The organism is Streptomyces sp. NPDC048751, assembly GCF_043198595.1.
Taxonomy (GTDB): Bacteria; Actinomycetota; Actinomycetes; order Streptomycetales; family Streptomycetaceae; genus Streptomyces.
Genome location: NZ_JBICUX010000007.1, coordinates 90,318 through 117,294, shown reverse-complemented (window position 1 = coordinate 117,294; position 26,977 = coordinate 90,318). Strand labels below are relative to the sequence as shown.

Annotated in this window: 24 protein-coding genes; 13 read left to right on the top strand and 11 right to left on the bottom strand. The window is 71.3% G+C overall.

Annotated elements, in window-relative coordinates:
• Nucleotides 1–6: 6 nt before the first annotated feature.
• Nucleotides 7–1,374: an ArsA family ATPase gene (locus ACGFNV_RS22930; protein ID WP_393624826.1), complete on the bottom strand. Its 1,368-nt coding sequence runs from the start codon at nt 1,372–1,374 to the stop codon at nt 7–9.
• Nucleotides 1,371–2,348: an ArsA-related P-loop ATPase gene (locus tag ACGFNV_RS22925; protein WP_393624825.1), complete on the bottom strand. Its 978-nt coding sequence runs from the start codon at nt 2,346–2,348 to the stop codon at nt 1,371–1,373. The genes ACGFNV_RS22930 and ACGFNV_RS22925 overlap by 4 nt, the downstream gene beginning before the upstream one ends.
• Before the next feature lie 107 nt (nt 2,349–2,455).
• Here ACGFNV_RS22925 and ACGFNV_RS22920 point away from each other — a divergent pair, with 107 nt between their 5' ends.
• From ACGFNV_RS22920 to ACGFNV_RS22905, 4 genes are all read left to right on the top strand, one after another.
• Complete coding sequence (locus ACGFNV_RS22920; protein WP_003975360.1) at nt 2,456–2,617, top strand: DUF4177 domain-containing protein; 162 nt, start codon at nt 2,456–2,458, stop codon at nt 2,615–2,617.
• Nucleotides 2,614–3,081 (top strand): RidA family protein, encoded by a 468-nt coding sequence (locus ACGFNV_RS22915; RefSeq protein WP_393624824.1) that lies wholly within the window; start codon nt 2,614–2,616, stop codon nt 3,079–3,081. The genes ACGFNV_RS22920 and ACGFNV_RS22915 overlap by 4 nt, the downstream gene beginning before the upstream one ends.
• Nucleotides 3,082–3,172: 91 nt before the next feature.
• Entirely contained in the window at nt 3,173–4,042 is an 870-nt protein-coding gene (locus tag ACGFNV_RS22910) for an NUDIX hydrolase (RefSeq protein ID WP_393624823.1), read from the top strand.
• On the top strand, nt 4,039–4,869 hold the full coding sequence (locus ACGFNV_RS22905) for an MBL fold metallo-hydrolase (RefSeq protein WP_393624822.1): 831 nt from the start codon (nt 4,039–4,041) through the stop codon (nt 4,867–4,869). Before ACGFNV_RS22910 ends, ACGFNV_RS22905 begins: the two co-directional genes overlap by 4 nt.
• Nucleotides 4,870–5,106: 237 nt before the next feature.
• Here ACGFNV_RS22905 and ACGFNV_RS22900 read toward each other — a convergent pair whose 3' ends face one another.
• Together ACGFNV_RS22900 and ACGFNV_RS22895 are read right to left on the bottom strand one after the other, a co-directional pair.
• On the bottom strand, nt 5,107–5,916 hold the full coding sequence (locus tag ACGFNV_RS22900; RefSeq protein ID WP_393624821.1) for a nucleotidyltransferase domain-containing protein: 810 nt from the start codon (nt 5,914–5,916) through the stop codon (nt 5,107–5,109).
• Nucleotides 5,917–5,965: 49 nt separating this feature from the next.
• A complete protein-coding gene (locus ACGFNV_RS22895; protein ID WP_133928442.1) occupies nt 5,966–6,640 on the bottom strand; it encodes a Crp/Fnr family transcriptional regulator in 675 nt (224 codons plus the stop codon).
• Nucleotides 6,641–6,958: 318 nt separating this feature from the next.
• Between ACGFNV_RS22895 and nth the strand changes: the two genes are divergently transcribed.
• From nth to ACGFNV_RS22880, 3 genes are all read left to right on the top strand, one after another.
• Nucleotides 6,959–7,822 (top strand): endonuclease III, encoded by an 864-nt coding sequence (nth, locus tag ACGFNV_RS22890; protein WP_393624820.1) that lies wholly within the window; start codon nt 6,959–6,961, stop codon nt 7,820–7,822.
• A gap of 106 nt (nt 7,823–7,928) precedes the next feature.
• Nucleotides 7,929–8,624 carry an NUDIX hydrolase gene (locus tag ACGFNV_RS22885; protein WP_393625180.1) on the top strand — a complete coding sequence of 232 codons (696 nt, stop codon included), beginning with the start codon at nt 7,929–7,931 and terminating at the stop codon, nt 8,622–8,624.
• Nucleotides 8,625–8,744: 120 nt separating this feature from the next.
• Entirely contained in the window at nt 8,745–9,944 is a 1,200-nt protein-coding gene (locus tag ACGFNV_RS22880; protein WP_393624819.1) for a MarP family serine protease, read from the top strand.
• Between the two features lie 45 nt (nt 9,945–9,989).
• Here ACGFNV_RS22880 and ACGFNV_RS22875 read toward each other — a convergent pair whose 3' ends face one another.
• The 6 genes from ACGFNV_RS22875 to ACGFNV_RS22850 form a co-directional block, all read right to left on the bottom strand.
• On the bottom strand, nt 9,990–10,169 hold the full coding sequence (locus ACGFNV_RS22875) for a hypothetical protein (protein ID WP_133928446.1): 180 nt from the start codon (nt 10,167–10,169) through the stop codon (nt 9,990–9,992).
• Between the two features lie 128 nt (nt 10,170–10,297).
• Nucleotides 10,298–11,236: an alpha/beta fold hydrolase gene (locus tag ACGFNV_RS22870; RefSeq protein WP_393624818.1), complete on the bottom strand. Its 939-nt coding sequence runs from the start codon at nt 11,234–11,236 to the stop codon at nt 10,298–10,300.
• Entirely contained in the window at nt 11,233–11,721 is a 489-nt protein-coding gene (locus ACGFNV_RS22865) for a phage holin family protein (RefSeq protein ID WP_133928448.1), read from the bottom strand. Before ACGFNV_RS22865 ends, ACGFNV_RS22870 begins: the two co-directional genes overlap by 4 nt.
• Nucleotides 11,722–11,827: 106 nt before the next feature.
• Nucleotides 11,828–13,288 carry a Na+/H+ antiporter NhaA gene (nhaA, locus tag ACGFNV_RS22860; RefSeq protein WP_393624817.1) on the bottom strand — a complete coding sequence of 487 codons (1,461 nt, stop codon included), beginning with the start codon at nt 13,286–13,288 and terminating at the stop codon, nt 11,828–11,830.
• A 194-nt stretch (nt 13,289–13,482) separates the two neighbouring features.
• Complete coding sequence (acs, locus tag ACGFNV_RS22855; protein WP_393624816.1) at nt 13,483–15,441, bottom strand: acetate--CoA ligase; 1,959 nt, start codon at nt 15,439–15,441, stop codon at nt 13,483–13,485.
• A 420-nt stretch (nt 15,442–15,861) separates the two neighbouring features.
• A complete protein-coding gene (locus ACGFNV_RS22850; RefSeq protein ID WP_393624815.1) occupies nt 15,862–18,498 on the bottom strand; it encodes a bifunctional SulP family inorganic anion transporter/carbonic anhydrase in 2,637 nt (878 codons plus the stop codon).
• A gap of 333 nt (nt 18,499–18,831) precedes the next feature.
• Here ACGFNV_RS22850 and ACGFNV_RS22845 point away from each other — a divergent pair, with 333 nt between their 5' ends.
• Both ACGFNV_RS22845 and ACGFNV_RS22840 read left to right on the top strand, forming a co-directional pair.
• Nucleotides 18,832–20,253 (top strand): hypothetical protein, encoded by a 1,422-nt coding sequence (locus ACGFNV_RS22845; RefSeq protein ID WP_393624814.1) that lies wholly within the window; start codon nt 18,832–18,834, stop codon nt 20,251–20,253.
• Nucleotides 20,254–20,338: 85 nt separating this feature from the next.
• On the top strand, nt 20,339–21,163 hold the full coding sequence (locus tag ACGFNV_RS22840) for an oxidoreductase (RefSeq protein ID WP_393624813.1): 825 nt from the start codon (nt 20,339–20,341) through the stop codon (nt 21,161–21,163).
• Nucleotides 21,164–21,553: 390 nt separating this feature from the next.
• Here ACGFNV_RS22840 and ACGFNV_RS22835 read toward each other — a convergent pair whose 3' ends face one another.
• Entirely contained in the window at nt 21,554–22,387 is an 834-nt protein-coding gene (locus ACGFNV_RS22835; RefSeq protein WP_393624812.1) for an HAD family hydrolase, read from the bottom strand.
• Nucleotides 22,388–22,959: 572 nt separating this feature from the next.
• Between ACGFNV_RS22835 and ssd the strand changes: the two genes are divergently transcribed.
• Genes ssd through ACGFNV_RS22815 form a run of 4 tightly spaced genes read left to right on the top strand, consistent with a single transcriptional unit; the run spans nt 22,960 to nt 26,901 of the window.
• Nucleotides 22,960–24,072, top strand: coding sequence for a septum site-determining protein Ssd (ssd, locus tag ACGFNV_RS22830; RefSeq protein WP_393624811.1), 1,113 nt, complete (start codon nt 22,960–22,962; stop codon nt 24,070–24,072).
• Complete coding sequence (locus ACGFNV_RS22825; RefSeq protein WP_393624810.1) at nt 24,069–25,256, top strand: TadA family conjugal transfer-associated ATPase; 1,188 nt, start codon at nt 24,069–24,071, stop codon at nt 25,254–25,256. The genes ssd and ACGFNV_RS22825 overlap by 4 nt, the downstream gene beginning before the upstream one ends.
• Entirely contained in the window at nt 25,253–26,119 is an 867-nt protein-coding gene (locus tag ACGFNV_RS22820; protein ID WP_393624809.1) for a type II secretion system F family protein, read from the top strand. Before ACGFNV_RS22825 ends, ACGFNV_RS22820 begins: the two co-directional genes overlap by 4 nt.
• Nucleotides 26,116–26,901: a type II secretion system F family protein gene (locus ACGFNV_RS22815; protein WP_393624808.1), complete on the top strand. Its 786-nt coding sequence runs from the start codon at nt 26,116–26,118 to the stop codon at nt 26,899–26,901. Before ACGFNV_RS22820 ends, ACGFNV_RS22815 begins: the two co-directional genes overlap by 4 nt.
• The last annotated feature ends 76 nt before the right edge of the window (nt 26,902–26,977 follow it).

Below are 26,977 nucleotides of genomic sequence, written 5' to 3'. Positions count from 1 at the left end.
CCCCGCTCAGCCGTCGGCAGTCCCGGGCAGCTCCGGCCGGTTGGCCGCGAGCCGGTCCCCGATGTCCCGCAGCCCCGCGAGGTCGTGTACGTCGCCGGGCAGCGCGGCCACTTCGGCCACCGCCACCTCGGGTAGCAGCGCGGTGAAACGGTCACGCGTGCGCTGCTCCCGGGAGAGCAGGTGCATACGTTCCGCGTGCAGCCTCAGCAGGCCCGCCGTGAGTCCGTCGACATCAGAGGCGTCCGAGGAAAGTTCATCGGCGCCCGGAACCACCTGATCCGCGCGGGGGGAGTCGGTCTCGGAAGCGGGTGGTTCTGCGTCGCCGGAAGCGGAAGGTTCTGAACTGCCGTACGTGTCGGGAGAGTTACGAAGTCCAGCTTTCCCGCCGTCCTGATCCACAATGCGGGCCTCTTCAAGATTTTCGGCGGCGGCGAGCGCCCGCTCGGCCGACAGCCGGTCGGCGCCGCTGCCGTGCACCCGGTTGAGCACCAGACCGGCGAGCGGCATGTCCTCGGCGGCCAGCCGCTGCACGAAGTAGGCCGCCTCCCGCAGCGCGTCCCGCTCCGGCGCCGCCACCACCAGGAACGCCGTCCCGGGCGCCTGGAGCAGCTTGTACGTGGCGTCCGCGCGGGTACGGAAGCCGCCGAAGGTGGTGTCCATCGCGGCCACGAACGTCTGGACGTCCTTCAGGAGCTGGCCGCCGAGCAGCTTGCCGAGGGTGCCGGTCATCATCGACATCCCGGCGTTCAGGAACTTCATCCCCGCGCGCCCGCCCAGCTTGGCGGGCGCGGTGAGCAGCCGGATCAGCCGCCCGTCCAGGAAGGACCCCAGCCGCTTGGGCGCGTCCAGGAAGTCGAGCGCCGAGCGGGACGGCGGCGTGTCGACGACGATCAGGTCCCACTCGTCCCGCGCCCGCAGTTGCCCCAGCTTCTCCATCGCCATGTACTCCTGCGTGCCCGCGAAGCCCGCCGAGAGCGACTGGTAGAAGGGGTTGTTCAGGATCGTCGACGCCCGCTCGGCGTCCGCGTGCGCCTCGACGATCTCGTCGAAGGTGCGCTTCATGTCGAGCATCATCGCGTGCAGCTCGCCGTCCCCCTCGACGCCCTTCACCCGGCGCGGGGTGTTGTCGAGCGAGTCGATGCCCATCGACTGGGCGAGCCGGCGCGCCGGGTCGATCGTCAGCACCACGACCTTGCGGCCCCGTTCGGCCGCCCGCAGGCCCAGGGCCGCCGCCGTGGTCGTCTTGCCGACCCCGCCCGAGCCGCAGCACACCACGATGCGGGTCTTCGGGTCGTCGATGAGCGGGTCGAGGTCGAGCACACGCGCGGGGGACAGATGGTGGTGCCCGTGGTCCTGGGCCGCGTCCGGACTCATGCGATCCCCTGCTTCCGCAGCTCGGTGGCCAGTTCGTACAGACCCGCCAGGTCCATGCCCTCGGCGAGCAGCGGCAGTTCGTGCGACGGCAGGCCCAGCTCGCCCAGGACGGCGCGCTGCTCCTGCTCCAGCGCGTACCGCTCGGCGTACTCCTCCGCCTGCGTGAGGAGCGGGTCCACCAGCCGCTCGGCGTGCCCGCCGCGGCGCGCCCCGCCCAGCCCGGCGGCCGACAGCGACCTGGCCACGGCGGTGCGCGGAACGCTCCGTACGAGGTCCAGGTCGGCCGCGTCCAGGACCTGGGGGCGCACCATGTTCACGATGACCCGCCCCACCGGCAGCCGCGCGGAGCGCAGTTCCGCGATCCCGTCCGCGGTCTCCTGGACGGGCATCTCCTCCAGCAGCGTCACCAGGTGCACGGCCGTCTCCGACGACTTCAGCACCCGCATCACGGCCTGCGCCTGATTGTGTATCGGCCCGATCTTGGCGAGCCCGGCGACCTCGTCGTTGACATTGAGGAAGCGGGTGATGCGTCCGGTGGGCGGCGCGTCCATCACCACGTAGTCGTAGACGAACCGCCCGGATTTGTCCTTGCGGCGCACCGCCTCGCACGCCTTGCCGGTCAGGAGTACGTCCCTGAGTCCGGGCGCGATGGTGGTGGCGAAGTCGATCGCGCCGAGCTTCTTCAGGGCCCGGCCGGCGCCCCCCAGCTTGTAGAACATCTGGAGGTAGTCCAGAAGGGCCAGTTCGGGGTCTATGGCCAGGGCGAACACCTCCCCGCCCCCTGGAGCGACGGCGATCTTCCGCTCCTCATAAGGCAGCGCTTCTGTCTCGAAGAGCTGCGCGATGCCCTGCCTGCCCTCGACCTCGACGAGAAGCGCCCGCTTCCCCTCTGTGGCGAGGGCGAGCGCGAGGGCCGCGGCGACCGTCGTCTTTCCGGTCCCGCCCTTACCGCTGACGACCTGGAGCCTGCTCACGTCTTCGAGCGTAACCAGTCCGCGCCCCGACCAATCGGCAGGCTGTGGATAACCGCGCTCGCGGGCGTCCGTCGGTGCCACCCGCGACAGCGGATACAGTCGGCCCCATGACCAAGTGGGAATACGCAACCGTGCCGCTGCTCGTCCATGCCACGAAGCAGATTCTGGACACCTGGGGCGAGGACGGCTGGGAGCTCGTCCAGGTCGTGCCCGGCCCGAACAACCCCGAGCAGCTGGTGGCCTACCTGAAGCGGGAGAAGCAGGCGTGAGCGCGGTCGAGGCCCGTCTCGCCGAGCTGGGGCTGACCCTGCCGGCGGTCGTCCCGCCGCTGGCCGCGTACCAGCCGGCCGTCCAGTCAGGACCGTACGTCTTCACGGCCGGCCAGCTGCCGATGGTGGACGGCAAGCTGCCGGTCACCGGCAAGGTCGGCGCGGAGGTCACCGCCGAGGAGGCCAAGGAGCTGGCGCGTACGTGCGCGCTGAACGCCCTCGCGGCCGTCAAGTCCGTCGCGGGCGACCTGGACCGTGTCGCGCGCGTGGTGAAGGTCGTGGGCTTCGTCGCCTCCGCGACCGACTTCACGGGCCAGCCGGGCGTGCTGAACGGCGCGAGCGAGCTGCTGGGCGAGGTCCTCGGCGACAAGGGCGTGCACGCGCGCAGCGCGGTCGGCGTGGCGGTGCTGCCGCTGGACGCGCCGGTCGAGGTGGAGATCCAGGTGGAGCTGACGCAGGCGTAAGCGGTCCTTGCACTGGGCCAGGACCCCTGAGCCCCGGACGGATGATCATTGCCCCTCGAACATCCGCTCACTACGGGATAGCCTCGCGCCCATGGCGAATGGGCAGTGGTACCCCGCGGACTGGCCGGACCTCATCCGGGCGCTCGCGGACGGCACGCTCACTCCGGTCACCCCGAAGCGAGCGGCCACCGTGATGCTCCTGAAGGACACCGACACCGGCCCGGCCGTCCACATGCTGCGCAGACGCGCCTCCATGGCCTTCGCCGGAGGCGCGTACGCGTACCCGGGCGGCGGCGTCGACCCCCGCGACGACGACCGCCACGTCCGCTGGGCGGGGCCCACGCGCGCGTGGTGGGCGGACCGGCTCGGCGTCGACGAGACGGCGGCCCAGGCGATCGTCTGCGCGGCCGTACGGGAGACCTACGAGGAGGCCGGCGTCCTGCTCGCCGGGCCCACCCCGGACTCCGTCGTGGGCGACACCACGGGCGAGGACTGGGAGGCCGACCGCGCGGCCGTCGTCGCGCGAGAGACGTCCTTCGCCGAGTTCCTCGACCGCCGAGGCCTGGTCCTGCGCTCCGACCTGCTGGGTGCCTGGACCCGCTGGATCACCCCGGAGTTCGAGCCGCGCCGCTACGACACCTGGTTCTTCGTGGCCGCCCTGCCCGAGGGCCAGCGCACCCGCAACACCTCGACGGAGGCGGACCGCACGGTGTGGATCCGGCCCCAGGACGCGGCCGTCGGCTACGACAAGGGCGAGCTGCTGATGATGCCGCCCACCATCGCCACCCTGCGCCAGCTGAGCGCGTACGGCACGGCCGCCGACGCCCTGGCCGCCGCCCCCGGGCGCGACCTCACCGCCGTGCTGGCCGAGGCCCACATCGAGGACGGCGAGATCGTGCTCACCTGGCCGGGACACGACGAGTTCACCAAGCACATCCCCACGGGCGGAGCCCCCGCATGACGGACGCAGCAGCCCTTCCCGGACAGCCCCGCGGCGGTGTCCTCTCGGGACCGGCCACCGCGCGGGCCGTCAACGTCCTCGCGCCCAACGCCTCCGCGATGACCCTGGACGGCACCAACACCTGGATCCTGTCCGAACCCGGCTCCGAGCTCGCTGTCGTCGTCGACCCGGGCCCCTTGGACGACGGTCACCTCCGCGCGGTCGTCGACACGGCCGAGAAGGCCGGCAAACGCGTCGCCCTGACCCTGCTGACCCACGGCCACCCCGACCACGCCGAGGGCGCCGTACGCTTCGCCGAACTGACCGGTACGAAGGTGCGGGCCCTGGACCCGGCGCTCCGGCTGGGCGACGAGGGCCTCGCGGCCGGGAACGTGATCAGCGTGGGCGGCCTGGAGCTGAGCGTCGTCCCGACACCCGGCCACACCGCGGACTCCCTGTCCTTCCACCTCCCGGCCGACCAGGCGATCCTCACGGGCGACACGATCCTCGGCCGCGGTACGACGGTCGTGGCGCACCCCGACGGCCGTCTGGGCGACTATCTGGACACCCTGCGGCGGCTCAGGTCCCTCACGGTCGACGACGGCGTGCACACGGTCCTCCCTGGCCACGGGCCCGTCCTGGAGGACGCCCAGGGCGCCGTGGAGTACTACCTCGCCCACCGCGCCCACCGCCTCGCCCAGGTTGAGACGGCCGTCGAGGACGGCTACCGCACCCCGTCCGAGGTCGTCGCCCACGTCTACGCCGACGTGGACCGCTCCCTGTGGCCCGCGGCGGAGCTGTCGGTACGGGCCCAGCTGGACTACCTGGAGGAGCACGGGCTCATCTAGGAGCACGGGCTCATCTAGGGCCTGTCGTTTGGATCATCCCGGCGTCGCGGGGTCTGGCACGCACATCTGCCGCGTTGTCGTCGGTTGCCAACTCCCCCACGCTCGGCTTCGCTCGCGCGGGAGGGACCCCCATCGCGTTGACGCCCTCCTCCGCCTTGCAGCTGCACGCACCAGACCCCGCTCGGGTCGGCTGCAAGGCACCGAGCCTTACGGCCGGCCTGATCCAAACGACAGGCCCTAGCTGGGCCGAGGTGCTTTGACACCGTGCACGCGCGCGTACTCCTCGGCGAGCCACGGCCCCAGGTCGTCGACGTAGGACCTGAGCACGTCGGCGTCCCCGGTCGGCTCGTAGCCGCGCACCGCCGCCGCCCGAAGCTGCTCCGCCCGCGCGGGGTAGTACGTGGCGAAGGCGTCGGCCATCTCGCGCAGGTCGCTGGTCCAGCCGTTCCAGCGGGGCATGACGAGCGTGAACGCGGTGCGGACCAGGTGCCGGGACATGAACCGTACGAGCGGCCTCCGTGCCTCCTCGCTGTCCTCGGCGGCGGCGATCCGCTCACGCCAGCGTGGGAGGTACAGCGCGAGGTCGCCGTTGGTCTCCCGGGCAAGCAGGGAGTCCGGTCTGTAGCGCGGCAGGAAGGCGGCCAGGTCCTCACCGAGCAGCGGGGTGCACAGACAGGCGACGAACCAGCCCAGGTCGTGCTTCTCCAGATCGCTGAGCAGCCGCACGCGGCCGAACAGCAGGGCCCCGCCCCCGTCGACCTGCGGGAACTCCTCGTCGACGGCCTCCACCAGCGCGCGGGCGTCGGCCCGGTCGGCGTCGGTCGGCTCCTCGTGCACGGCGATCAGCAGGTCCAGGTCGCTGCGGCCCACGCGCGCGGTGCCGCGCGGTATCGAGCCGTAGAGGTACGCGCTGTGCATGCGCGCACCGAAGACGTCCGCCAGCCGGACCCGCACGGTGGCGACGACGGGGCGGAAGGGGGCGGGGACGCGCGCGACGGAGCCTTCGCGCGCGATGTACCCCTCTGAGTCCAGTCCTGGACGGTTCATGCGTGCGTCGAGTGCCGACAGCCCGCCTGGGCTGGATCCGGATCCGACCTCAGCGCGAGCGCTTCGCCAGGCGCTCCACGTCCAGCAGGATCACCGCACGGGCCTCAAGGCGGAGCCACCCGCGCTGTGCGAAGTCCGCCAGCGCCTTGTTGACCGTCTCGCGCGAGGCGCCGACCAGCTGGGCCAGCTCCTCCTGCGTCAGGTCGTGCACGACATGGATGCCCTCCTCGGACTGCACGCCGAAGCGGCGGGAGAGGTCCAGCAGGGCGCGGGCCACACGACCGGGGACGTCCGAGAAGACGAGGTCGGACATCGCGTCGTTGGTCTTGCGCAGCCGACGGGCGACGGCGCGCAGGAGCGCGGAGGCCACCTCGGGGCGGGCGTTCAGCCAGGGCTGGAGGTCGCCGTGGCCCAGGCCGAGCAGCTTGACCTCGGTGAGCGCGGTCGCCGTCGCCGTACGCGGGCCCGGGTCGAAGAGCGACAGCTCGCCGATGAGCTCGCTGGGGCCGACCACCGCCAGCATGTTCTCCCGGCCGTCCGGGGATGTGCGGTGAAGCTTGACCTTGCCCTCGGTGACGACATAGAGCCGGTCACCTGGGTCGCCCTCGTGGAACAGGGAGTCACCGCGGGCCAGGGTCACCTCACTCATGGAGGCGCGAAGCTCCGCGGCCTGCTCGTCGTCGAGAGCCGCGAAGAGCGGGTTGCGCCGCAGAACGTCGTCCACGAGTTCTCTCCTTGTCGACCTGCTCAGGGGATCTTGCTTCCCCTTGGTACCAGGGGACCCTGGTGCCCATTCTGCCGGACGGTCCAAACAGTGTGATCTGTCACAAGGATGCCGCACAGGTGTCCCGGGGTAAGCGGCAGGGGTCCAATTGGGGGCCGATCTTCAGGGTCCGGGGCGGATGTCGGTGCCTGGCTTTAGGCTGGCCGGGTGTCCAAATCGCCGGTGAGAGCACAGGCCAAGGGGGCTGCGCGGGTGGTTGTACGTCGCGATTCCGCTGTGGGCGAACAAGCCTCCGGCGACAGCAAGAAAACGGCAAAGGTGACGAAGAGGGCTGCGGCTGCGAAGGAGGCCGCTCCCGGAGTTGCGGCTGCGAAGAAGACCGTCGCCCCTGCCAGAAAGCCTCCCAAGGACGAGTCTCGCACCGCCCTCGTGCGCCGCGCACGCCGTATCAACCGCGAGCTCGCCGAGGTCTATCCGTACGCACACCCCGAGCTGGACTTCGAGAACCCCTTCCAGCTGGTCGTCGCCACCGTGCTCTCCGCGCAGACCACGGACCTCAGGGTCAACCAGACGACCCCCGCCCTCTTCGCCAAGTACCCCACCCCCGAGGACCTGGCCGCCGCCAACCCGGAGGAGGTCGAGGAGATCCTGCGCCCGTGCGGGTTCTTCCGGGCCAAGACCAAGTCGGTGATGGGCCTGTCGAAGGCCCTGGTCGAGGACTTCGGCGGCACGGTGCCCGGCCGTCTCGAGGACCTCGTCAAGCTGCCCGGCGTCGGCCGCAAGACCGCCTTCGTCGTCCTCGGCAACGCGTTCGGCCGCCCCGGCATCACCGTGGACACGCACTTCCAGCGGCTGGTGCGGCGGTGGCGGTGGACCGAGGCGACCGAGCCGGACAAGATCGAGGCGGCGATCGGCGAGCTCTTCCCGAAGAGCGACTGGACGATGCTCTCGCACCACGTGATCTTCCACGGCCGCCGTATCTGCCACGCCCGCAAGCCCGCCTGCGGCGCCTGCCCCATCGCCCCGCTCTGCCCGGCGTTCGGCGAGGGCGAGACGGACCCCGAGAAGGCGAAGAAGCTGCTCAAGTACGAAAAGGGCGGCTTCCCCGGCCAGCGCCTGAAGCCCCCGCAGGCGTACCTGGACGCGGGCGGCAAACCGGCGCCGCCGCTGGGGGCCGGATGACGGGACGTGCGGGCCCGGCGAAACGGTCGCGGACGGGACGTTCGGGCCCCGCGGAACGATCTCGGGCAGGTCGGGCGTTGAGTACGGCAGGACGACGGGGGTGGCGATGACACGCGCGAGCAATACACAGGGCGGTCCGGTGACGCTCAGCAAGGACGGGCTCCCTGCCTGGCTGGACCCGGTGGTGCGGGCCGTCGAGACGGTCGAGCCGCTCCAGCTGAGCCGCTTCCTGCCCCCGGCGAACGGCGCCGGACGTCAGTCGGCCGTCCTCATCCTCTTCGGCGAGGGCGAGTACGGCCCCGAGCTGCTGCTCATGGAGCGCGCCGGATCGCTGCGTTCGCACGCCGGTCAGCCCTCGTTCCCCGGCGGTGCCCTCGACCCGGAGGACGGGGACCCCAAGGGTGACGGGCCGCTGCGGGCCGCCCTGCGCGAGGCCGAGGAGGAGACCGGCCTCGACCCGGCCGGTGTCCAGCTCTTCGGTGTGCTGCCCAAGCTGTACATCCCCGTCAGCAGCTTCGTCGTCACCCCGGTGCTGGGCTGGTGGCGCGAGCCCAGCCCCGTCGGAGTCGTCGACCCGAACGAGACCGCCCGAGTCTTCACGGTCCCCGTGGCGGATCTCACGGACCCCGCCAACCGCGCCACCACCGTCCACCCCAGCGGCCACCGAGGACCGGCATTTCTGGTCGAATCAGCCCTTGTGTGGGGCTTCACGGCAGGAGTGATCGACAGACTCCTGCACTACGCGGGCTGGGAACGCCCCTGGGACCGGGACAAGCAGGTCCCGCTCGACTGGCGGTCATGACAGGGTGAGCTCCGTGCTGTGTCGACCCGGGAAGCGCTGTGTCCGATGTGTCGCTGCGCGGCGCGCCGGACCCCCGACCCGACCGGGTGATCGCGAAATGATGAGGCGAGGCTTGAAGCGGTGAACGTGCTGGACATCCTGTTGCTGGTCGCCGCCGTGTGGTTCGCGATCGTCGGCTACCGCCAGGGCTTCGTCGTCGGCATCCTGTCGGTGACCGGTTTCCTGGGCGGCGGTCTCGTCGCCGTCTACGTACTCCCCGTGATCTGGGACGCACTGACCGAGAACGCCGAGGTCAGCACGACCGCCGCCGTCGTCGCGGTCGTCGTCGTGATCGTCTGCGCCTCGGTCGGCCAGGCCCTGACCACCCACCTCGGCAACAAGCTGCGCCGGTACATCACCTGGTCCCCGGCCCGTGCGCTGGACGCCACGGGCGGGGCCCTCGTCAACGTCGTCGCGATGCTGCTCGTCGCCTGGTTGATCGGTTCCGCCCTCGCGGGCACGACCCTGCCGACGCTCGGCAAGGAGGTCCGCAGCTCCAAGGTGCTGCTCGGCGTCTCCCGCGCGCTGCCGAACCAGGCCGACACCTGGTTCGCGGACTTCTCCTCCGTCCTCGCCCAGAACGGCTTCCCGCAGGTCTTCAGCCCGTTCTCCAACGAGCCGATCAAGGACGTCCAGCCGCCCGACCCGGCCCTCGCCAACAGCCCCGTGGCCACCCGCGCCCAGCGTTCCATCGTCAAGGTCATGGGCACCGCCCAGAGCTGCGGCAAGGTCCTGGAGGGCACCGGCTTCGTCTTCGGCGATCGCCGCGTCATGACCAACGCGCACGTCGTGGGCGGCGTCGACGAGCCCACCGTCCAGATAGGCGGTGAGGGCAGGAAGTACGACGCGACCGTCGTCCTCTACGACTGGAAGCGCGACATCGCGGTACTCGACGTACCGAACCTGAAAGCGCCGACCCTGCACTTCACGTCGACGGACGCGGCGAGCGGCGACAGCGCCATCGTGGCCGGCTTCCCGGAGAACGGGTCGTACGACGTCCGCGCCGCGCGCGTGCGTGGCCGCATCACGGCCAACGGACCCGACATCTACCACCGCGGAACCGTCCGCCGTGACGTCTACTCGCTGTACGCGATCGTCCGCCAGGGCAACTCCGGCGGCCCGCTGCTCACGCCCGACGGCAAGGTGTACGGCGTGGTCTTCGCGAAGTCCCTCGACGACGCCGACACCGGCTACGCGCTCACCGCGGACGAGATCCAGCAGGCCATCACCCAGGGGCGTGCCGCGAACCAGCAGGTGGACAGCGACAGCTGTGCCCTCTGAATTCCGTGCCGGGGAAAGGTTCCGTGCCGGGAGAGGAGCGGGGCGTCAGCCTCGAGGGTGACGCAGACGGACCGAGACCCAACGGGCCCGGCGGCGCAGGATGCGCGGGATGCCCACCCTGAGGTCCGTGCCCTCTTGCGGTGCACCGCCTCGCTGGTGGGAGCTCAGGCCTGAGGCCGAGCGGCGATTGCGTGCTGCGTCACTGTAGTCGTGCGTCCAGCCCATACCGGGACGTCTGCCCGGGCCCCAAGGTCGATAACCGCCCGCGCGCCCCCCAATTGGCCTATGCGCCAGGCAATTGGCTGTTCGTAGGACAGGTGTTCAGGTGGTGGATACCGGCCGCATCGATTCGGTCACCGATCGGGTTCGGGATCCTTCAGCCAATTGATCAGTTCGGTGGAGAAAGCGACCGGATCCTCCTCGTGCGGGAAGTGTCCGAGCCCGTCGAACAACCGCCAGCGGTACGGCGCTTCGACGTACTCCCCGGAACCGGCCGCGCTGCGCGTGCGCATCACGGGGTCGAGCGAGCCGTGCAGATGCAGCGTAGGCACCCGCACCGGCCGCTTCATGCGCCGGTTGAACTGGATGCCGTCGGGCCGCGCCAGCGAGCGGACCAGCCAGCGGTACGGCTCGACCGAGCAGTGCGCCGTGGAGGGGATGCAGATGGCCCGCTGGTACGTCTCCACCGCCTCGTCGTCCGGCAGGCGCGGCCCGGACCACTCCCTGATCAGCCGGCCCACCAGCGCGCCGTCGTCGGCGGTGAGCTGCCGCTCGGGGATCCAGGGCCGCTGGAACCCCCAGACGTAGGAACCGGCGCGCGTCTGCTTGACGTCCGCGAGCATCGCCGAGCGCCAGCGCCGGGGGTGCGGCATCGAGGCGACCGCGAGCCGGCGTACGAGCTTGGGGCGCATCGCGGCCGCCGTCCACGCCAGGTATCCGCCCAGGTCGTGGCCGACCAGCGCGGCGTCCGGCTCGCCGAGGGAGCGGATCACGCCGGTGACGTCGAGGGCGAGGTTGGCGGGATCGTAGCCGCGCGGGGTGCGGTCGCTCCCGCCGACGCCCCGCAGATCCATGGCGACGGCGCGGAAGCCCGCGTCGGCGAGCGCCACGAGCTGGTGCCGCCAGGCCCACCAGAACTGCGGGAAGCCGTGCAGGAGCAGCACCAGTGGCCCGTCGCCCGTCTCGGCGATGTGGAAGCGGGCGCCGTTCGCGGCGACTTCCCGGTGCGTCCAGGGGCCGTCCGGGCGTACGACCGAAGCGGGTTGCGCCGAAGGGGCGGCGGGGTCCGTCATGACGACGAGCGTGCCACAGCCTCGATGGCCTCCGGCACGCGGTCCTTGGGAAGCTCCGGACGCGGGTGCGGCTTGGCGTTCTGCAGGACGCCGGCCGACTCCTTCATCGACGCGGCGACCTTCTGCGGACCCTTGCTCTTCTTGGCCTTCTTCGCGAACACCACGCCGATCAGGGCGAGCAGGCCCGCGAGGAGCACGTTGGCGGCGAAGGACAGCAGGAAGCAGACGGCGAGGTTCCAGCCGCTCCAGGTCCGGATGCCGTACGCCAGGGCGAAGTTCAGCATCGGCAGGGAGAAGATCAGGACCGCGCCGGCCAGCGAGAACGCGCCGCCGCTCGTCGCGCCGCGCTTGACGTCCTGCTTGAGCTGCGCCTTCGCCAGCGCGATCTCGTCGTGCACCAGCGCCGACAATTCGGTCGTCGCCGATGCGAACAGCTGGCCGATGCTGCGTTCGGCGCCGACCGGGCTGCCGTCGGGTGCGCTCATCGCGGTGTCTCCCTCTTCCGTCTGAACTCTGCCTGACCCCAGCCCGTCCGACTGCTGTCCGACCGGCCTGTTTGAACGGTCCTGTCCTTTGTACCGTCCCGTCAGATCATGCCGGACCGTCGTTGTCCTCGCCTGCCCCGCCCGGTACTTCGGCAAGCCCGTGGCGTGTCGCAGCCTCCCGCCCGGCCGCCTCGGCGGCCTTCTGCTCGGCGATGCGGCGGTGTTCGGCGGCCTTGCGGTCGTGGATGTCGGCCATCCGCAGGTGGTACGCCGGGTCGTCCTGCTCGTAGATGTCCGGGATGCCGTCGAGGTCCTCGTCGCGCTCCTCGGCCTCGAACAGGCTGCGGTACTTGGCGTTGCGCAGCTTCAGCAGGACCGTCGCGAGGATCGCCGCGATGAGGGAGCCCAGGAGTACGGACGCCTTGACCTCGTCGGTCAGCGCCGCGTCGCCCTCGAAGGCGAGCTCGCCGATGAGCAGCGAGACGGTGAAGCCGATGCCGGCCACGGAGGCGACGGCGAACACGTCGGCCCAGGCGAGGTCGTCGCTGAGCGAGGCACTGGTGAAGCGGGCGGTCAGATACGTCCCGCCGAAGATGCCGATCGTCTTGCCGACGACCAGCCCCAGCACGACTCCGAGGGTCTCCGGCTGGGTGAACACATCGCCGAGCGCGCTGCCGGAGACGGTGACACCCGCGCTGAACAGCGCGAACAGCGGTACGGCGAGGCCTGCGGAGAGGGGGCGCACCAGGTGCTCGATGCGCTCGCCGGGGGAGTGTTCCTCGTTCTCACGGGTCGTGCAGCGCAGCATCAGCCCCATGGCCACGCCCGCGATGGTCGCGTGGATGCCGCTGTTGTACATCAGTCCCCAGATGACCAGGGCGAGGGGGACGTACACGTACCAGCCGCGTACGCCCTTGCGCAGCAGCAGCCAGAAGAGGGTGAGGCCGAGGACCGCGCCGCCCAGCGCGGCGAAGTTCAGGTCGTCGGTGAAGAAGACCGCGATGATCAGGATCGCGAACAGGTCGTCGACGACGGCCAGTGTCAGCAGGAAGGCGCGCAGGGCGCTCGGCAGCGACGTCCCGATGACGGCGAGCACGGCGAGCGCGAAGGCGATGTCCGTGGCGGTCGGCACCGCCCAACCGTCGGTGGAGCCGTGGCCGGTGAGGTTGGTGAGGGTGTAGACGAGCGCCGGCACGGCCATGCCGCACAGGGCGGCCACCACCGGCAGCACGGCGGCCCTGGGGTCTCGGAGGTCGCCGGCGACCAGTTCACGCTTGAGCTCGATGCCGGCGACGAAGAAGAAGACGGCGAGGAAGCCGTCGGCGGCCCAGTGCGCGATCGACAGGTCCAGGCCGAGGGCGGCGGGGCCGAGGTGGTAGTGGCTGACGCTCTCGTAACTGTCGTGCAGTGCCGGTACGTTCGCCCAGACCAGCGCGGCGATCGCGGCGACGAGCAGCAGCACACCACCGACCGTCTCGGTGCGCAGCGCGTCCGCGACATAGGTCCGCTCCGGCAGGGACAGCCGGTCGAGAACCTTGCGGGGGGTGGAGGTGCGGGGCGCGGTCACGGGGGAGACCTCCGGTCGGTGGGCAGGGCGGAACACATGCCGACCAGACTTCCCGGCGCACCTGTTTTGTTAGCTTACCTAACGTGTGCGGTTTCAGGCGCCGGGAGGAATCCGGCGATCCCTACGTTAGGTGCCGAAAGGGCACCCGGCGCACTGGTCGCCGGGTGCCCCTTCCGTCGTATCTCAGTCCTCTCTCAGTCCTCGCTGGGCGCCGCGGGCAGCTTCGCCTGGATGAGGTCCATGACCGTGGAGTCGGTCAGGGTGGTGACGTCCCCGAGCTGGCGGTTCTCGGCGACGTCCCGGAGCAGACGGCGCATGATCTTGCCGGAGCGGGTCTTCGGCAGCTCCGCCACCGGCAGGACCCGCTTCGGCTTGGCGATCGGGCCGAGAGTGGCGCCTACGTGGTCGCGCAGCTGGGCGACGAGCTGCTCGTCCTCGGCGTTCGCCGTGCCGCGCAGGATCACGAAGGCGACGATCGCCTGCCCCGTCGTCTCGTCCGCCGCGCCGACCACGGCCGCCTCGGCGACCGACGGGTGGGACACGAGCGCCGACTCGACCTCGGTGGTGGAGATGTTGTGGCCCGACACGAGCATCACGTCGTCGACGCGCCCGAGCAGCCAGACATCGCCGTCGTCGTCCTTCTTCGCCCCGTCACCGGCGAAGTACTTGCCCTCGAAACGCGACCAGTAGGTGTCGAGGAAGCGCTGGTCGTCGCCCCAGATGGTGCGCAGCATCGACGGCCACGGCTCGGTCAGGACCAGGTAGCCCCCACCGCCGTTGGGCACCTCGTTCGCCTCGTCGTCCACGACGGTCGCGGAGATACCGGGCAGCGGGGTCTGCGCCGAGCCGGGCTTGGTCGCGGTGACGCCGGGCAGCGGCGAGATCATCATCGCGCCGGTCTCCGTCTGCCACCAGGTGTCGACGATCGGGGTCGTGTCCCCGCCGATGTGCTTGCGATACCAGATCCAGGCTTCCGGGTTGATCGGCTCGCCGACCGACCCCAGGACACGGAGGGAGGACAGGTCGAACTTCGCGGGGATGTCGTCGCCCCACTTCATGAACGTACGGATGGCCGTGGGCGCCGTGTACAGGATCGTCACCCCGTACTTCTGCACGATCTCCCAGAACCTGCCCTGGTGCGGGGTGTCCGGCGTGCCCTCGTACATGACCTGGGTCGCGCCGTTGGCCAGCGGCCCGTACACGATGTACGAATGCCCGGTGACCCAGCCGACGTCGGCGGTGCACCAGTACACGTCCGTCTCCGGCTTGAGGTCGAAGACGGCGTGGTGGGTGTACGCGGTCTGCGTGAGGTAGCCGCCGGAGGTGTGCAGGATGCCCTTCGGCTTACCCGTCGTACCGGACGTGTAGAGGATGAACAGCGGGTGCTCGGCGTCGAACGCCTCCGGCGTGTGCTCGGTGGACTGCCGCTCGACGATCTCGTGCCACCACACGTCCCGCCCGTCGTTCCAGGCGACCTCCTGGCCCGTGCGGCGGACCACGAGCACGTGCTCGACGTTGTCGACCTTGGTGATCGCCTCGTCGACGGCCGGCTTCAGCGCGGACGGCTTGCCGCGCCGCCAGCCGCCGTCGGACGTGATGACGACCTTGGCGTCGGCGTCCTGGATGCGCGTGGCGAGCGCGTCCGCCGAGAAGCCGCCGAAGACGACCGAGTGCGCGGCACCGATACGGGCGCAGGCCAGCATCGCGATCGCGGTCTCGGGGATCATCGGCATGTAGACGGCGACCCGGTCGCCCGCCCGAACTCCCAGCTCCAGCAGGGCGTTCGCGGCCTTGGAGACCTCGTCCTTGAGCTCGGCGTAGGTGATGGCGCGGCCGTCACCGGGCTCGCCCTCGAAGTGGATGGCGACCCGGTCGCCGTGCCCGGCCTCGACATGCCGGTCCACGCAGTTGTACGCCACGTTCAGCGTGCCGTCCTTGAACCACTTGGCGAACGGCGGGTTCGACCAGTCCAGCGTCTCGCTCGGCTCCTTGGCCCAGGTCAGCCGGCGGGCCTGCTCGGCCCAGAAGCCGAGCCTGTCAGCCTTGGCCTGTTCATACGCCTCCGCCGTGACGTTGGCGTCCGCGGCCAGCTCGGCGGGGGGCGCGAACCTGCGCTCTTCCTTGAGCAGGTTGGCCAGGCTTTCGTTGCTCACGACATCTCCCTTTCGAAGGGTGTCCGTTGTGTCCCAGGCCACAGCTCATCAGACCCAGGGGCCCAGTGACAAGGGCCGATGGAAAATTGGTTTAGACCTGTGGGCGGGGTTTCGGGTCATCCCTTCCCACGGGCGGTGGCGTCCCACAGTTCATCGCCTGTAACGCCTCTCACATCCCGGCCCAAGGACAGGTGAAGCGCCACCCACGCGACCGTCAAGGAGAGGGGCCGGGGAGCGGACGGATACGCGGCGGGCCGACTGAGGCGGCACGCGACCCACAGCTCTTCGAAGGGTTCCAACGGCGCCATGTTGACGCAGTGACGCGTGTCTCGGGGGTGGCGGCCGTCCCCCGGAAGCCTCCTGGTCCTGACCCGGAGCGCGGCCCCCTCACCCTGGGGGCCGCCTCTCACGGGGACCGGCTCAGGCGGACAGGCCCGCCTCCACCTCTCGCACGTGCTCGAACACTGCCTCGCCCTCCACCTCCGTGAGCAGATACGCCTGCGCCTCGCCCACGTGGAAGTACATCCCGTGGAGCTCCAGCGCCCCCGCGCCCAGGGCGCGGCTCACCGACTCGTGCGCCCGCAGGTGCTCCAACTGCTGGACCACGTTGGTCAGGCACAGCTGCTCGACCGTGTCGGCGGACGCCCGCCCGGTCAGGCGTGCCCACGGTCGTCCGTCGTCGGCCATCCGCTCCAGGCTGGGAACCCCGTGCCGCAGCCACCGCTGGAGCGGGGTCCGGGCACCGCCCGGCTCGGCGTTGAGCAGTGCCTGCATGGCCCCGCACCCGGAGTGGCCGCACACCGTGATGGACCGTACGTGCAGCACGTCCACCGCGTACTCGATCGCGGCCGCCACCGAGTCGTCCCCGCTCTCCTCACCGGGCAGCGGCACGAGGTTGCCCACATTGCGCACCACGAACAGATCGCCGGGACCACTGGAGGTGATCATCGAGGTGACCAGGCGCGAGTCGGCACAGGTGAGGAAGAGCTGGGCCGGCCGCTGCCCCTCCCGGGCCAGCCGGGCCAACTCGCCCCGCACGTGGGGCGCGGTGTTGCGCTGGAAGGCGCTGATGCCGCGGAGGAGTTGGTGGCTGCCGGTGAGGGTGCCGGGGGCGGTGGTGGTGCCGGGGGCTGTGCCGCCGGCACCGATGTCTGTGTTGCTGGTTCCTGTGCTGCTGTCTGCGCCGGGGCTGGTGCCGGTGCCGGGGCCGGTGCCGGTGTCGCGCGGTGCCGTGGTGGCGGTGGTGGGGTGGGCGTCGAGTCGGCCGTTCGTGTCGTCGGCCGCTGGTTCTTTCGCTTGTCTGGTCGCTCGTCCGGTCGCTTGTCCTTCCGGTGAGTCTCCGGGCCGGGCGCCAAGGTGTCCGTCCTGGTCGGGTGTCGCTGCGGACGGTGGACGCTCGCACTGGTGGTTGCGCCAGGCCGTCCAAGGTCGGCAGCGGCACTCGGCGGAGGACGTCGGCCCAGTGGTCCCGTCCTCGGCGTGGAGGTCGGCGAGAATTCCCGGCTCGGCGATCCTGATGCCGGCGCGGCGGCCGGTCAGCTCCACCGAGCCGCCCTGCGCGGTGTGCGTCTTCTGCCAGTCCTGCAGTGACTCGTACGCCGCGTGGTCCATGAAGGACCCGTCCAACTCGACGACGGCACGGGCCCCTTGGGGTACGAGATGCAGGGCCCTGCTGAGCCGGGGCACCGCGAGGAACGTCAGCTGTCCTCGTACATGTACGTGATGGACTCCTTCCTTCTCGTCGTGTGTGATCCGGGTGCGGGTGAGGCGGTGCAGGGCGACGGCGACGGCGGCGGCGATTCCCAGCGCCACGCCCTCCAGGACGCCGAGCAGGACCACCCCGAGTGTGGTGACGGCGTACACCAGTACTTCGCGGTGGCGGGTCACCGTGCGGATGTGGTGCAGGGACACCATCTGGATGCCGACGGCCATCACCAGGGCGGCGAGCGAGGCGAGCGGGATGAGCTCCAGGAGCGGGACCATCAGCAGCGCGGCGACTACTACGAGAACGCCGTGCAACATCGTGGAGTTCCGGCTCACGGCACCGGCTCGTACATTCGCCGAACTCCGCACGGCCACACCGGCGACGGGCAGTCCGCCGAGCGCGCCGGAGACGACGTTGGCGGCGCCCTGTCCGAGGAGTTCGCGGTCGAGGCGGGAGCGTCCGACGCGGGCCGACAGTCCGGGGCGTCCGGCGACCAGCTTGTCCACGGCGACCGCGCCGAGCAGCGACTGCACGCTGCACACCAGGGTGGTGGTGAGGACGGCGGCGACGAGGCCGGCCGTCGGCCCCTCGGGAAGCCCGGCCAGCGCATGGCTGCTCCACGACGGCAGGTCGACCTTGGGCAGTGTCAGCCCGGCCAGTGCGGCGGTCATGGTGGCCGCGGCCACGGCGACGAGCGGGGTCGGCACCGTGCGCAGCACGCGCCCGGCCCGGCCCGGGATCCTGGGCCAGAGCAGCAGCACGCTCAGAGTGAGGGCGCTCGTGACCATGGCCGCCGGGTGCAGGTCGGCCAACTGGGCGGGCAGCGCCTGGACGTTGGCGAGGACAGAGCTCTGCGGTTTGCCGCCGAGGACGATGTGCAACTGCGCGACGGCGATGGTGACGCCGATGCCGGCGAGCATGCCGTGCACGATGGCGGGGCTGACGGCGAGCGCGGCGCGGGCCACACGCAGGCACCCCAGGCCGAGTTGGGCGAGTCCGGCGAGGACGGTGATGGCGCAGGTCGTACGCCATCCGTAGCGGTGAATGAGGTCGGCGGTGACCACGGTGAGCCCGGCGGCCGGTCCGCTGACCTGGAGGGGGCAGCCGCCGAGCCGTCCGGCGACGATGCCGCCGACGGCCGCGGCCACGAGGCCCGCCTGGAGAGGCGCGCCGGTGGCGAGGGCGATGCCGAGGGACAGGGGCAGCGCGATCAGGAAGACCGCGACGGACGCCGACACGTCGGCGCCCTCGACACGGAAACGGCGCCGCTGGGGCGGTGGCGGGCCAGGGGGTCGGCCGACAGGTTCGGTGTGAGTCGAGTCGGTCGGGCAGGTGGGTGCGCAAGCTGACATGTTTCCCGTCTCCTCCGGGGCAGCGCGGTCGCGGAAGTGGTGGTGCCCGCTCGACGGCGGGCGGGTCGCGGCCGTGGGTCACGGCGTACAGCGGCGGGATGATTCAACTCTCGGTAAATGAATCGTAATGCAAAGTAAAGGCCAAGCATGAGCATTACGGGCAAATGGGGTAAGCAATCACCCCGATGAGTGAACTGAGTATTTGATCGGCTTGTCGTACTAATTCCTTCTCGGCTCCGTGCGACCTTGGCGGCGCTGTCCGGTCATTCCGGCACATCACCAGAAAGCGCCCTGGTCGGCGTCGGTCTGAGAGAAGGAAGTAGGTGGGCGGACATGGCCGCCAACCAGAGAATCGCCGCGGGTGCCGTGGTCGCGGCCGTCGCCGTGTCGCTCGCCGGGTGCACGACGGGTGCCGGCGCTTCCCGTGACGCCGAGGAGGGGGCGCTCGGACCGGGGAAGGCGAAGCAGGCCCCGGCGCCCAAGAGCGTGGTCCGGCTCATCGGCGACGGCTCCACCGCCTACACCGGAGCCCAGCCCCACCTGCCCAGACCGGAGCGTCTCAAGGCCGGCGAGAGGCCCCCGCAGTTCGTGGTGTTCTCCTGGGACGGCGCGGGCGAGGACAGCCAGAAGCTGTTCTCCCACTTCCGCAAGGTGGCCAGGGCCAACCACGCCACCATGACGTACTTCCTCAGCGGTGTGTACATGCTGCCGGAGGAGAAGCGCGACCTCTACAAGCCGCCGCAGCACTCACCGGGCCGCTCCGAGATCGGCTTCAACGACGAGCAGGGCATCGCCGACACCGTGAAGCAGCTGCGCCTGGCGTGGTGGGAGGGCAACGAGATCGGTACGCACTTCAACGGCCACTTCTGCGGCGGGAACGGCGGGGTCGGCGAGTGGTCGGTCGAGGAGTGGAAGGAGGAGATCGCCCAGGCGAAGCAGTTCGTGAAGTCCTGGAAGACCAACGCCGGGATGAAGCAGGCGGCCCCGCTCCCCTTCGACTACGACAAGGAGCTCGTCGGCGCCCGCACCCCGTGCCTGGAGGGCCAGAAGAACTTCATGAAGGCCGCCCGCGACCTGGGCTTTCGCTATGACTCCAGCGGAGTGAACGACCAGGTCTGGCCGGAGAAGAAGGACGGCCTGTGGGATCTGTCCATGCAGCTCGTGCCCTTCCCCGGCCACTCCTACGAGCAACTCACCATGGACTACAACTTCATGGTCAACCAGTCCGGCACCACGACCCAGGGCAACCCGGCCAAACGCGCGTTCTGGGGCGACCAGATGCGGGACGGTCTGCTGCGGGGCTTCCGGCGGGCGTACGACGGAAACCGCGCGCCCCTGATCATCGGCAACCACTTCGAGTCCTGGAACGGCGGCACCTACATGCGTGCCGTCCAGGAGGTCGTCGAGTCCGTCTGCACCAAGCCGGAGGTGCGGTGCGTCTCCTTCCGGCAACTTGCCGACTGGCTGGACGCCCAGGACCCGCGGACGCTGGCGCGACTGCGCACGCTGGACGTCGGCGAGTCCCCGAAGCAGGGCTGGGCGGCCTTCCTGTCGGGCCGCCCGGCCCCGGCCCCGAGGGGCGCGCCGGGGGCGCCGGCGGTCAGGAGCCCTCAGACGGAGGGGGTGACGCCTTCAGACCGAGGCGGCGACGCTCTCGCCGAGCGTGAACACGGGGTCGACCTTAGCCGCCAGGTCGACCCCGGTGCGCTCGTTGCCCCAGGGCCGGATCCGAGGAAGGCGATGCACCAAGGGTAGTGGCGCCATAGCTGTATGTGGCAGGCGTGGTGAAGAAGACCACTCCCTCGTGGGGTCGGGTCCCATGGTGCGTAGTGTCGTACTCATGAGTACGACAGGCGCGACCGCCGATCCGCTCGCGGCCCTGGGTTCACTGCCCGGCGTGGCCGAGTCCGTGGAGTCCGTGCGCAAGGCTGTGGACCGGGTCTACGGGCACCGGATCATGCGGCGCCGCAGCACGGCGATCACCTCAGAGGCGGCCCTGCGCGGCGCGCGCGGCTCGGCGGCGCTGTCCGGCGCGGACTGGGCCCTGGAAGAGGTGCGCCGACGCACCGACTTCGGCGCCGACGACGAGGCGCGCGTGGTGGGCTCCGCCCTGCGGCTGACCGCCGAGGCAGGCCAGCTGCTGTCCATCTGGCGGCAATCCCCCCTGCGGGTGCTCGCCCGGCTGCACCTGGTGGCCGCCGCGACCCCCGGTGACGACGTGGGGCGGCCGCGTCAGGCGGGCGAGAGCGTCGACGAGCCGCTGATCGAGCTGCCGCTGCCGAGCGCCGACGAGGTCTCCGGACGCCTGGACGGGCTGTCCGAGCTGGTCATCGCCGGCAGCGCCGCGCCCGCCCTGGTGACGGCCGCCGTCGTGCACGGCGAGCTCCTGGCGCTGCGCCCCTTCACCTCCCACAACGGCCTGGTCGCGCGCACCGCCGAGCGCATCGTGCTGATCGGCAGCGGCCTCGACCCGAAGTCCATCTGTCCTGCGGAGGTCGGACACGCCACACTGGGCCGCGCGGCCTACCTGGGGGCGCTGGAGGGCTATGTCTCCGGCACTCCGGAGGGGATGGCGGCGTGGATCACCCACTGCGGCAGGGCGGTCGAGCTGGGGGCCCGTGAGTCGACCGCGGTGTGCGAGGCGCTGCAGCGCGGGGCGGCGTAACGCGAGGTGGCTCCCACGTGAAAAAGCCCCCGAAGGGGCTTCATAAAGGGTTGCGGCGGTACGAGAGTTCGTACCGCCGCTGGCATGTTCACCGGGTTACCAAGCGTCCTCGATGTATTGCCCATCAGGTCGGGAACTTGGCCCGTCACCTGGTGCGGCTGGCCCGTAATCGACGGGTCGACGTCGCGTGGGTGCTCGATGTCCATGCTCGGTCCGTGGGGCCAAATGCGTTATTAAGGTGATCCTCTCGGATGTCCTTGGTCTCGCGGGCCGTTGAGTCCTTTGTACTCCAGTACCCGGACAACCGGAAGCCCTGGCTGCACTTCTTTACTTTTACTCTCAAACAGACAATAAACGGGCGTTAATGTCGGGGGCTGGTGAAAACGCAGGTCAGGCGACCGTCGCGCGGCGGCGGCTGGCGTACCAGACGAGTCCCGCGGTGGCGGCCGCGGCTCCTATGGCGGCGGCCGCGACGAGCGTCGGCCGGGGCGGCACGGAGAACGTGGGAAGGCGCTTCTTCAGTCGCACCGGCCGGTGGAAGTCCAGGATCGGCCACCCGCGCGCGAGGGCTTCGCGCCGCAGTGCGCGGTCCGGGTTGACGGCGTGCGGGTTCCCGACGGCTCGCAGCATCGGCAGATCCGTCGCCGAGTCGCTGTAGGCGTAGCAGCGGGAGAGGTCGTATCCCTCGGACGCGGCCAGTTCCTCTATCGCCTCGGCCTTGGTCGGGCCGTACGCGTAGTACTCCACCTCTCCGGTGAAGCAGCCGTCGTCGCCCACGACCATCCGGGTGGCCACCACGCGGTCCGCGCCGAGCAGCTCGCCAATCGGCTCGACCACCTCGGCGCCCGATGTGGACACGATCACGACGTCGTGTCCGGCGGCGTGGTGCTCCTCGATCAGGGAGGCCGCCTCGTCGTAGATGATCGGGTCGATCAGGTCGTGCAGGGTCTCGGCGACGAGGTCCTTGACCTGCTGGACGTTCCATCCGCGACACAGGGAGGACAGGTACTCGCGCATCCGCTCCATCTGGTCGTGGTCCAAGCCGCCCACGAGGAAGACGAACTGGGCGTACGCGGTGCGCAAGGCCGCCCTGCGGTTGATCAGTCCGCCTTGGTAGAAGGACTTACTGAAGGTGAGCGTGCTCGACTTCGCAATGACCGTCTTGTCCAGGTCAAAGAAGGCCGCTGTGCGGGGCAAGGAGTGGTTTTCCACGCCCTTGAGCATAGGTGCAGCCCATTCGGCGTAAGGTGGCCGCGTGGGTTTGCCTGAGAGGCCTCTCGGGTACACCATGGAAGTCACGGATCGTTCGCGACCGTGCTAACCCGGCCCGACTCCTCCCCCCCCGAGTCGGCCGTGGAGACGACCCCCGCTCTCCCCCCCGGCGGGGGTCGTCGCATGTCCGGGTGGGTTTTTCCCTTGTTCTCGCGGCCGCGGTGCCGTGTCGAGGCGGCTGCGGCCGCCTCTTTCGCATGTTCACGACCTGTCACGGTAGGTAGCGGTCGGACTGCTCTGCGGAAGTCGCACAGGGGATGGTGCGGGCATCACCGGTTCGGGTGACGGAGATATTCACAGGCCGCTGGTTGTCCACAGTTATCGACCAAGATCCACAACATTTCCGGGATCGCTGCACCGTGATTCCAACGCGTCCCGCTCGCGGCGAGTTCATGGCCGGGTTCGGTTTGTCGGGCGCGTTTGGCCGGTTTCTGTCGGCCGTTCAGAGGAGGCCCGTTGCCGGTTCTCCACAGGTTCGGGAAATCGCGGGGCCGTAGAGGCTGCGCGAGACGCAGTGAAGGGGGATGGAAACCGTGGCCGGAACCATCACGCACGACCCGCCGCCCACGACCGGAGGGCGGCAGGGAAGGCCGCTGATCGTCACCGAGGACACCGACCTCCTCGACGATCTGCTGCGCCTGTGCGCCGCGGCCGGCGCCACACCGGAGGTGCACCACGGGGTGCCGGAGCGCCGGGGCAGCTGGGAGGCAGCACCGCTCGTCCTCGTCGGCGACGACGCCGCGCCACGCGTGCGTGGAGCGGCGCGCCGACGCGGAGTGGTGCTGGTCGGGCGGGATCAGGACGACTCAGGGGTGTGGCGGCGGGCCGTAGAGATCGGCGCCGACCACGTCCTGGTGCTTCCCGACGGGGAGCAGTGGCTGGTCGACCGGATCGCCGACGTCGCCGAGGGGGTCGGCCGGCCCGCGCTCACCGTCGGCGTCATCGGCGGGCGCGGCGGCGGGGGAGCGTCCACGCTCGCGTGCGCCCTCGCCGTCACCTCCGCGCGGGAGGGACTGCGCACCCTGCTCGTGGACGCCGATCCGCTGGGCGGCGGACTCGACGTACTCCTCGGCGGTGAGACCGTCGAGGGCCTGCGCTGGCCCGCTTTCGCCGCCTCGCGCGGGCGGGTCGGCGGCGGCGCCCTGGAGGAGTCGCTGCCGAAGCTGCACGCTCTGCGGGTGCTCAGCTGGGACCGCGGCGACTGCGTCGCCATCCCGCCCCAGGCCGTCCGTGCGGTGCTCGCCGCCGCCCGGCGTCGGGGCGGCACGGTAGTCGTGGATCTTCCCCGCCGAGTCGACGACGGCGTCGCCGAGGCCCTCTCCCAACTCGACCTCGGCCTCCTCGTCGTCCCGGCGGAGCTGCGCGCCGTCGCGGCGGCGGGCCGGGTGGCCTCCGCCGTCGGCATGGTGCTGCGCGACCTGCGCGTGGCGGTACGGGGGCCGTACACGCCCGGACTCGACGACCGCGAGGTCGCCCGACTGCTCCGACTGCCGCTGGCCGGTGAGGTGCCCGTCGAGTCGGGACTGCTGCGCCCGAACGAGGGCAAGTCACCGCCCGGCGCGGCCGCGCGCGGCCCGCTGGCCCGCTTCTGCAAGGAGTTCTGGGAGCGGGCGCTCGTCGAGGCGGGTGGCGTATGAGCGCGCCGGCCGGCGTTGATGCGGCGGGCGTCGGTGGTCTGCTCGACGGTGTGCGGCAGTGGCTCGCCGAGAGCGGGGCCGAGCCCACACCCGCGCGGGTGGCGCAGGCGCTGCGGGAACAGGGGCGGGTCCTCGGCGACGCGGAAGTCCTCGGCGCGGCCGAGCGGTTGCGTTCCGAGCTGGTCGGCAGTGGTCCGCTGGAGCCGTTGCTCACGGATCCCTCGGTGACCGACGTGCTGGTGTCGGCCCCGGACCGGGTCTGGGTGGACCGGGGCGGTGGCCTGGAGCTGACCGAGGTGTCCTTCCCGGACGCGGCGGCCGTACGACGTCTCGCGCAGCGTCTGGCCGCGGTGGCCGGACGGCGCCTGGACGACGCCAGGCCCTGGGTCGACGCCCGGCTGCCCGACGGGACCCGGCTGCACGCCGTGCTGCCCCCGGTCGCCGTCGGCTGCACCTGCCTCTCCCTGCGCGTCGTACGACCGCGCGCGTTCACGCTCGACGAAATGGTGGCGGCGGGCACGGTGCCGCCGGGCGGGGACCGTCTTCTGCGGGCCCTGGTGCGGGCACGGTTGTCGTTCCTCGTGAGCGGAGGCACGGGGAGCGGCAAGACGACCCTGCTGAGCGCGTTGCTCGGATCGGTGGGACCGGGCGAGCGGATCGTGCTGGCGGAGGACTCGGCGGAGCTGCGGCCGGACCACCCGCACGTCGTCCGGCTGGAGACCAGACCCGCCAACCAGGAGGGTGCTGGCCTCGTCACGCTCGAGGACCTGGTGCGCCAGGCGCTGCGCATGCGGCCGGACCGGCTCGTCGTCGGCGAGGTCCGCGGGCCCGAAGTGGTCCATCTGCTGGCCGCGTTGAACACCGGTCACGAGGGCGGCTGCGGGACCGTCCACGCCAACGCGGCCGCGGACGTACCGGCCCGGCTGGAAGCGCTCGGTACGGCGGCCGGGCTGGACCGGGCGGCGCTGCACAGCCAGTTGGCGGCCGCGCTGTCGGTCGTCCTCCACCTGGTGCGCGACCGGACCGGGCGGCGGCGGATCGCCGAGGTGCATGTGCTGGAGCGGGACCCGTCGGGACTGGTACGGACCGTGCCCGCGCTGCGGTGGGGCGCGGAGGCGTTCGCCCACGAGCGCGGGTGGGAGCGGCTGCGGGAGCTGCTGGGGAGCGAAGGAGGTGCCGGGTGACGGGCGAGATCCAGTGGGGGGCGGTCGTGGCTTGTGCCGGGGCGGCGGCCTGGTTGTTCCGTGGGTGGGACTCCGGTGCGCGGCGGGCCCGGTTCCTGCTCGCGGGCGGTGGAGCGGTGGCCACGGGGCCACCCTCCTGGCAACGGCTCGCCCACGAACTGCGGTGGGCCCGGGGCCATTGGCGGGTCGAGTGGTGGTCGTTGGCCGCCGGGCTGGCGCTGGCCGTGCTGGGCGCCTCGGTGCTGCCGGTCGTCGCGGGGGCCGCCGGAGTGCCACTGCTGCGACGGGTACGGCTCGCCAGGGAGGCCCGGCACACGCGGGAGCGCCGAGGGGACGCGGTCATCGCGCTGTGTGCGGCGCTCGCCGGGGAGGTACGCGCCGGACGGCAGCCGGGAGAGGCCCTGCTGCGGGCCGCACGGGACTCCAGGGGGCTCGGCGACGCCCAGGCAGCGGTGCTGGCGGCCGCGCGGTTCGGCGGGGACGTACCCGGAGCCCTGGCGTCCGCGGCACGGCAGCCAGGGGCCGAGGGGCTGCGGGGGCTCGCCGCGTGCTGGCGCGTCGCCGTGGACCAGGGTGCGGGCCTCGCCGCCGGACTCGACCGGCTCGAAGGGGCGTTGCGTACCGAACGCGACCAACGCGCCGATCTACGGGCGCAGTTGGCGGGCGCCCGCTCGACAGCGGTCATGCTCGCCGGTCTGCCGGCCCTGGGCCTCGTGCTCGGCACCGCGATGGGTGCCGACCCGTTGCACGTCCTGCTGCACACCGGGGCGGGACTCGGCTGCCTGCTCGTCGGCGGTCTCTTGGAGGGCGCGGGGCTGTGGTGGGCGCTGCGGATCGTGCGGGGAGCGGAGGTGGCGGCGTGAGCGCGGAAGTTGTCCACAGGCTGTGGGTGGCGGTGGGGGCGGTACTCCTCCTCGGATGGTCGGCGCGGTGGTCGGCGGCGGTCCGACAGCGGCGCAGGGCAAGGCACCGGTTGGCCGCGCTGCTCGCCCTGGAAGCCGTCGTCGCCAAGCCCCGCTTCGAGGTGAGGAGCGCTGCCCGGCGGTGGTTGCCGCCGGCGGGGGTCGCGGTCGCCGGGTGGGTCATGGTCGGAGGCGTGGCCGGTGTCGTGGTGGGGATGGCCGTCGCGGCGGGGCTGTGGCGGTGGCGGCTGAAGCGGCGGACCGCCGGGTTCGCCGGTGAGGCCGAGGGCGGGGACGCGTCCCGGCACCTCCCGCTGGCGGCCGATCTGCTGGCCGCCTGCATCGCCGCCGGCGCCGGACCGGTGATCGCGGCGCAGGCCGTCGGAGAGGCCCTGGGAGGCCCCGTGGGGGAGGGACTGGCGCGCGGGGCGGCGGAGGTCCGGCTCGGGGGCGAACCCGGCGAGGCATGGCGGAGGTTGGCCTCGATACCGGGCGCGGGGGCGCTGGCGCGGCTGCTGGAGAGGGCCGACGTGTCCGGGTTACCGGCGGCCGGACCGGTCGCCCGGCTGGCCGCGGACGCCCGTGCCGACTGGGCCCGCACCGCGACGGTACGGGCACGCCGGGCCGCAGTCATGGTCACCGCGCCGGTCGGGCTGTGCTTCCTGCCCGCCTTCATCGCGGTCGGCGTCCTGCCCGTGGTGATCGGGCTCGCGGGCGAGGCGATGGGAGGAGGCGGCCGGTGACGGTGCGGGGCGCGTGACGACGTACGACACGCGCGGAACAGCAAGCGAGCAGTGGGAACCAAACGGTCGGAACCTT

Bases quoted from the DNA above. Each gene is read 5' to 3' on its own strand.
- ACGFNV_RS22910 (WP_393624823.1), top strand. From the start codon at position 3,173: ATGGCGAATGGGCAGTGGTACCCCGCGGACTGGCCGGACCTCATCCGG.
- ACGFNV_RS22920 (WP_003975360.1), top strand. From the start codon at position 2,456: ATGACCAAGTGGGAATACGCAACCGTGCCGCTGCTCGTCCATGCCACG.
- ACGFNV_RS22840 (WP_393624813.1), top strand. From the start codon at position 20,339: ATGAGTACGACAGGCGCGACCGCCGATCCGCTCGCGGCCCTGGGTTCA.
- ACGFNV_RS22870 (WP_393624818.1), bottom strand. From the start codon at position 11,236: ATGACGGACCCCGCCGCCCCTTCGGCGCAACCCGCTTCGGTCGTACGC.
- ACGFNV_RS22875 (WP_133928446.1), bottom strand. From the start codon at position 10,169: ATGGGCTGGACGCACGACTACAGTGACGCAGCACGCAATCGCCGCTCG.
- ACGFNV_RS22900 (WP_393624821.1), bottom strand. From the start codon at position 5,916: ATGAACCGTCCAGGACTGGACTCAGAGGGGTACATCGCGCGCGAAGGC.
- ACGFNV_RS22885 (WP_393625180.1), top strand. From the start codon at position 7,929: ATGACACGCGCGAGCAATACACAGGGCGGTCCGGTGACGCTCAGCAAG.
- ACGFNV_RS22905 (WP_393624822.1), top strand. From the start codon at position 4,039: ATGACGGACGCAGCAGCCCTTCCCGGACAGCCCCGCGGCGGTGTCCTC.
- ACGFNV_RS22930 (WP_393624826.1), bottom strand. From the start codon at position 1,374: ATGAGTCCGGACGCGGCCCAGGACCACGGGCACCACCATCTGTCCCCC.
- ssd (WP_393624811.1), top strand. From the start codon at position 22,960: ATGGAAACCGTGGCCGGAACCATCACGCACGACCCGCCGCCCACGACC.
- ACGFNV_RS22850 (WP_393624815.1), bottom strand. From the start codon at position 18,498: ATGTCAGCTTGCGCACCCACCTGCCCGACCGACTCGACTCACACCGAA.
- ACGFNV_RS22845 (WP_393624814.1), top strand. From the start codon at position 18,832: ATGGCCGCCAACCAGAGAATCGCCGCGGGTGCCGTGGTCGCGGCCGTC.
- ACGFNV_RS22835 (WP_393624812.1), bottom strand. From the start codon at position 22,387: ATGCTCAAGGGCGTGGAAAACCACTCCTTGCCCCGCACAGCGGCCTTC.
- ACGFNV_RS22865 (WP_133928448.1), bottom strand. From the start codon at position 11,721: ATGAGCGCACCCGACGGCAGCCCGGTCGGCGCCGAACGCAGCATCGGC.
- ACGFNV_RS22825 (WP_393624810.1), top strand. From the start codon at position 24,069: ATGAGCGCGCCGGCCGGCGTTGATGCGGCGGGCGTCGGTGGTCTGCTC.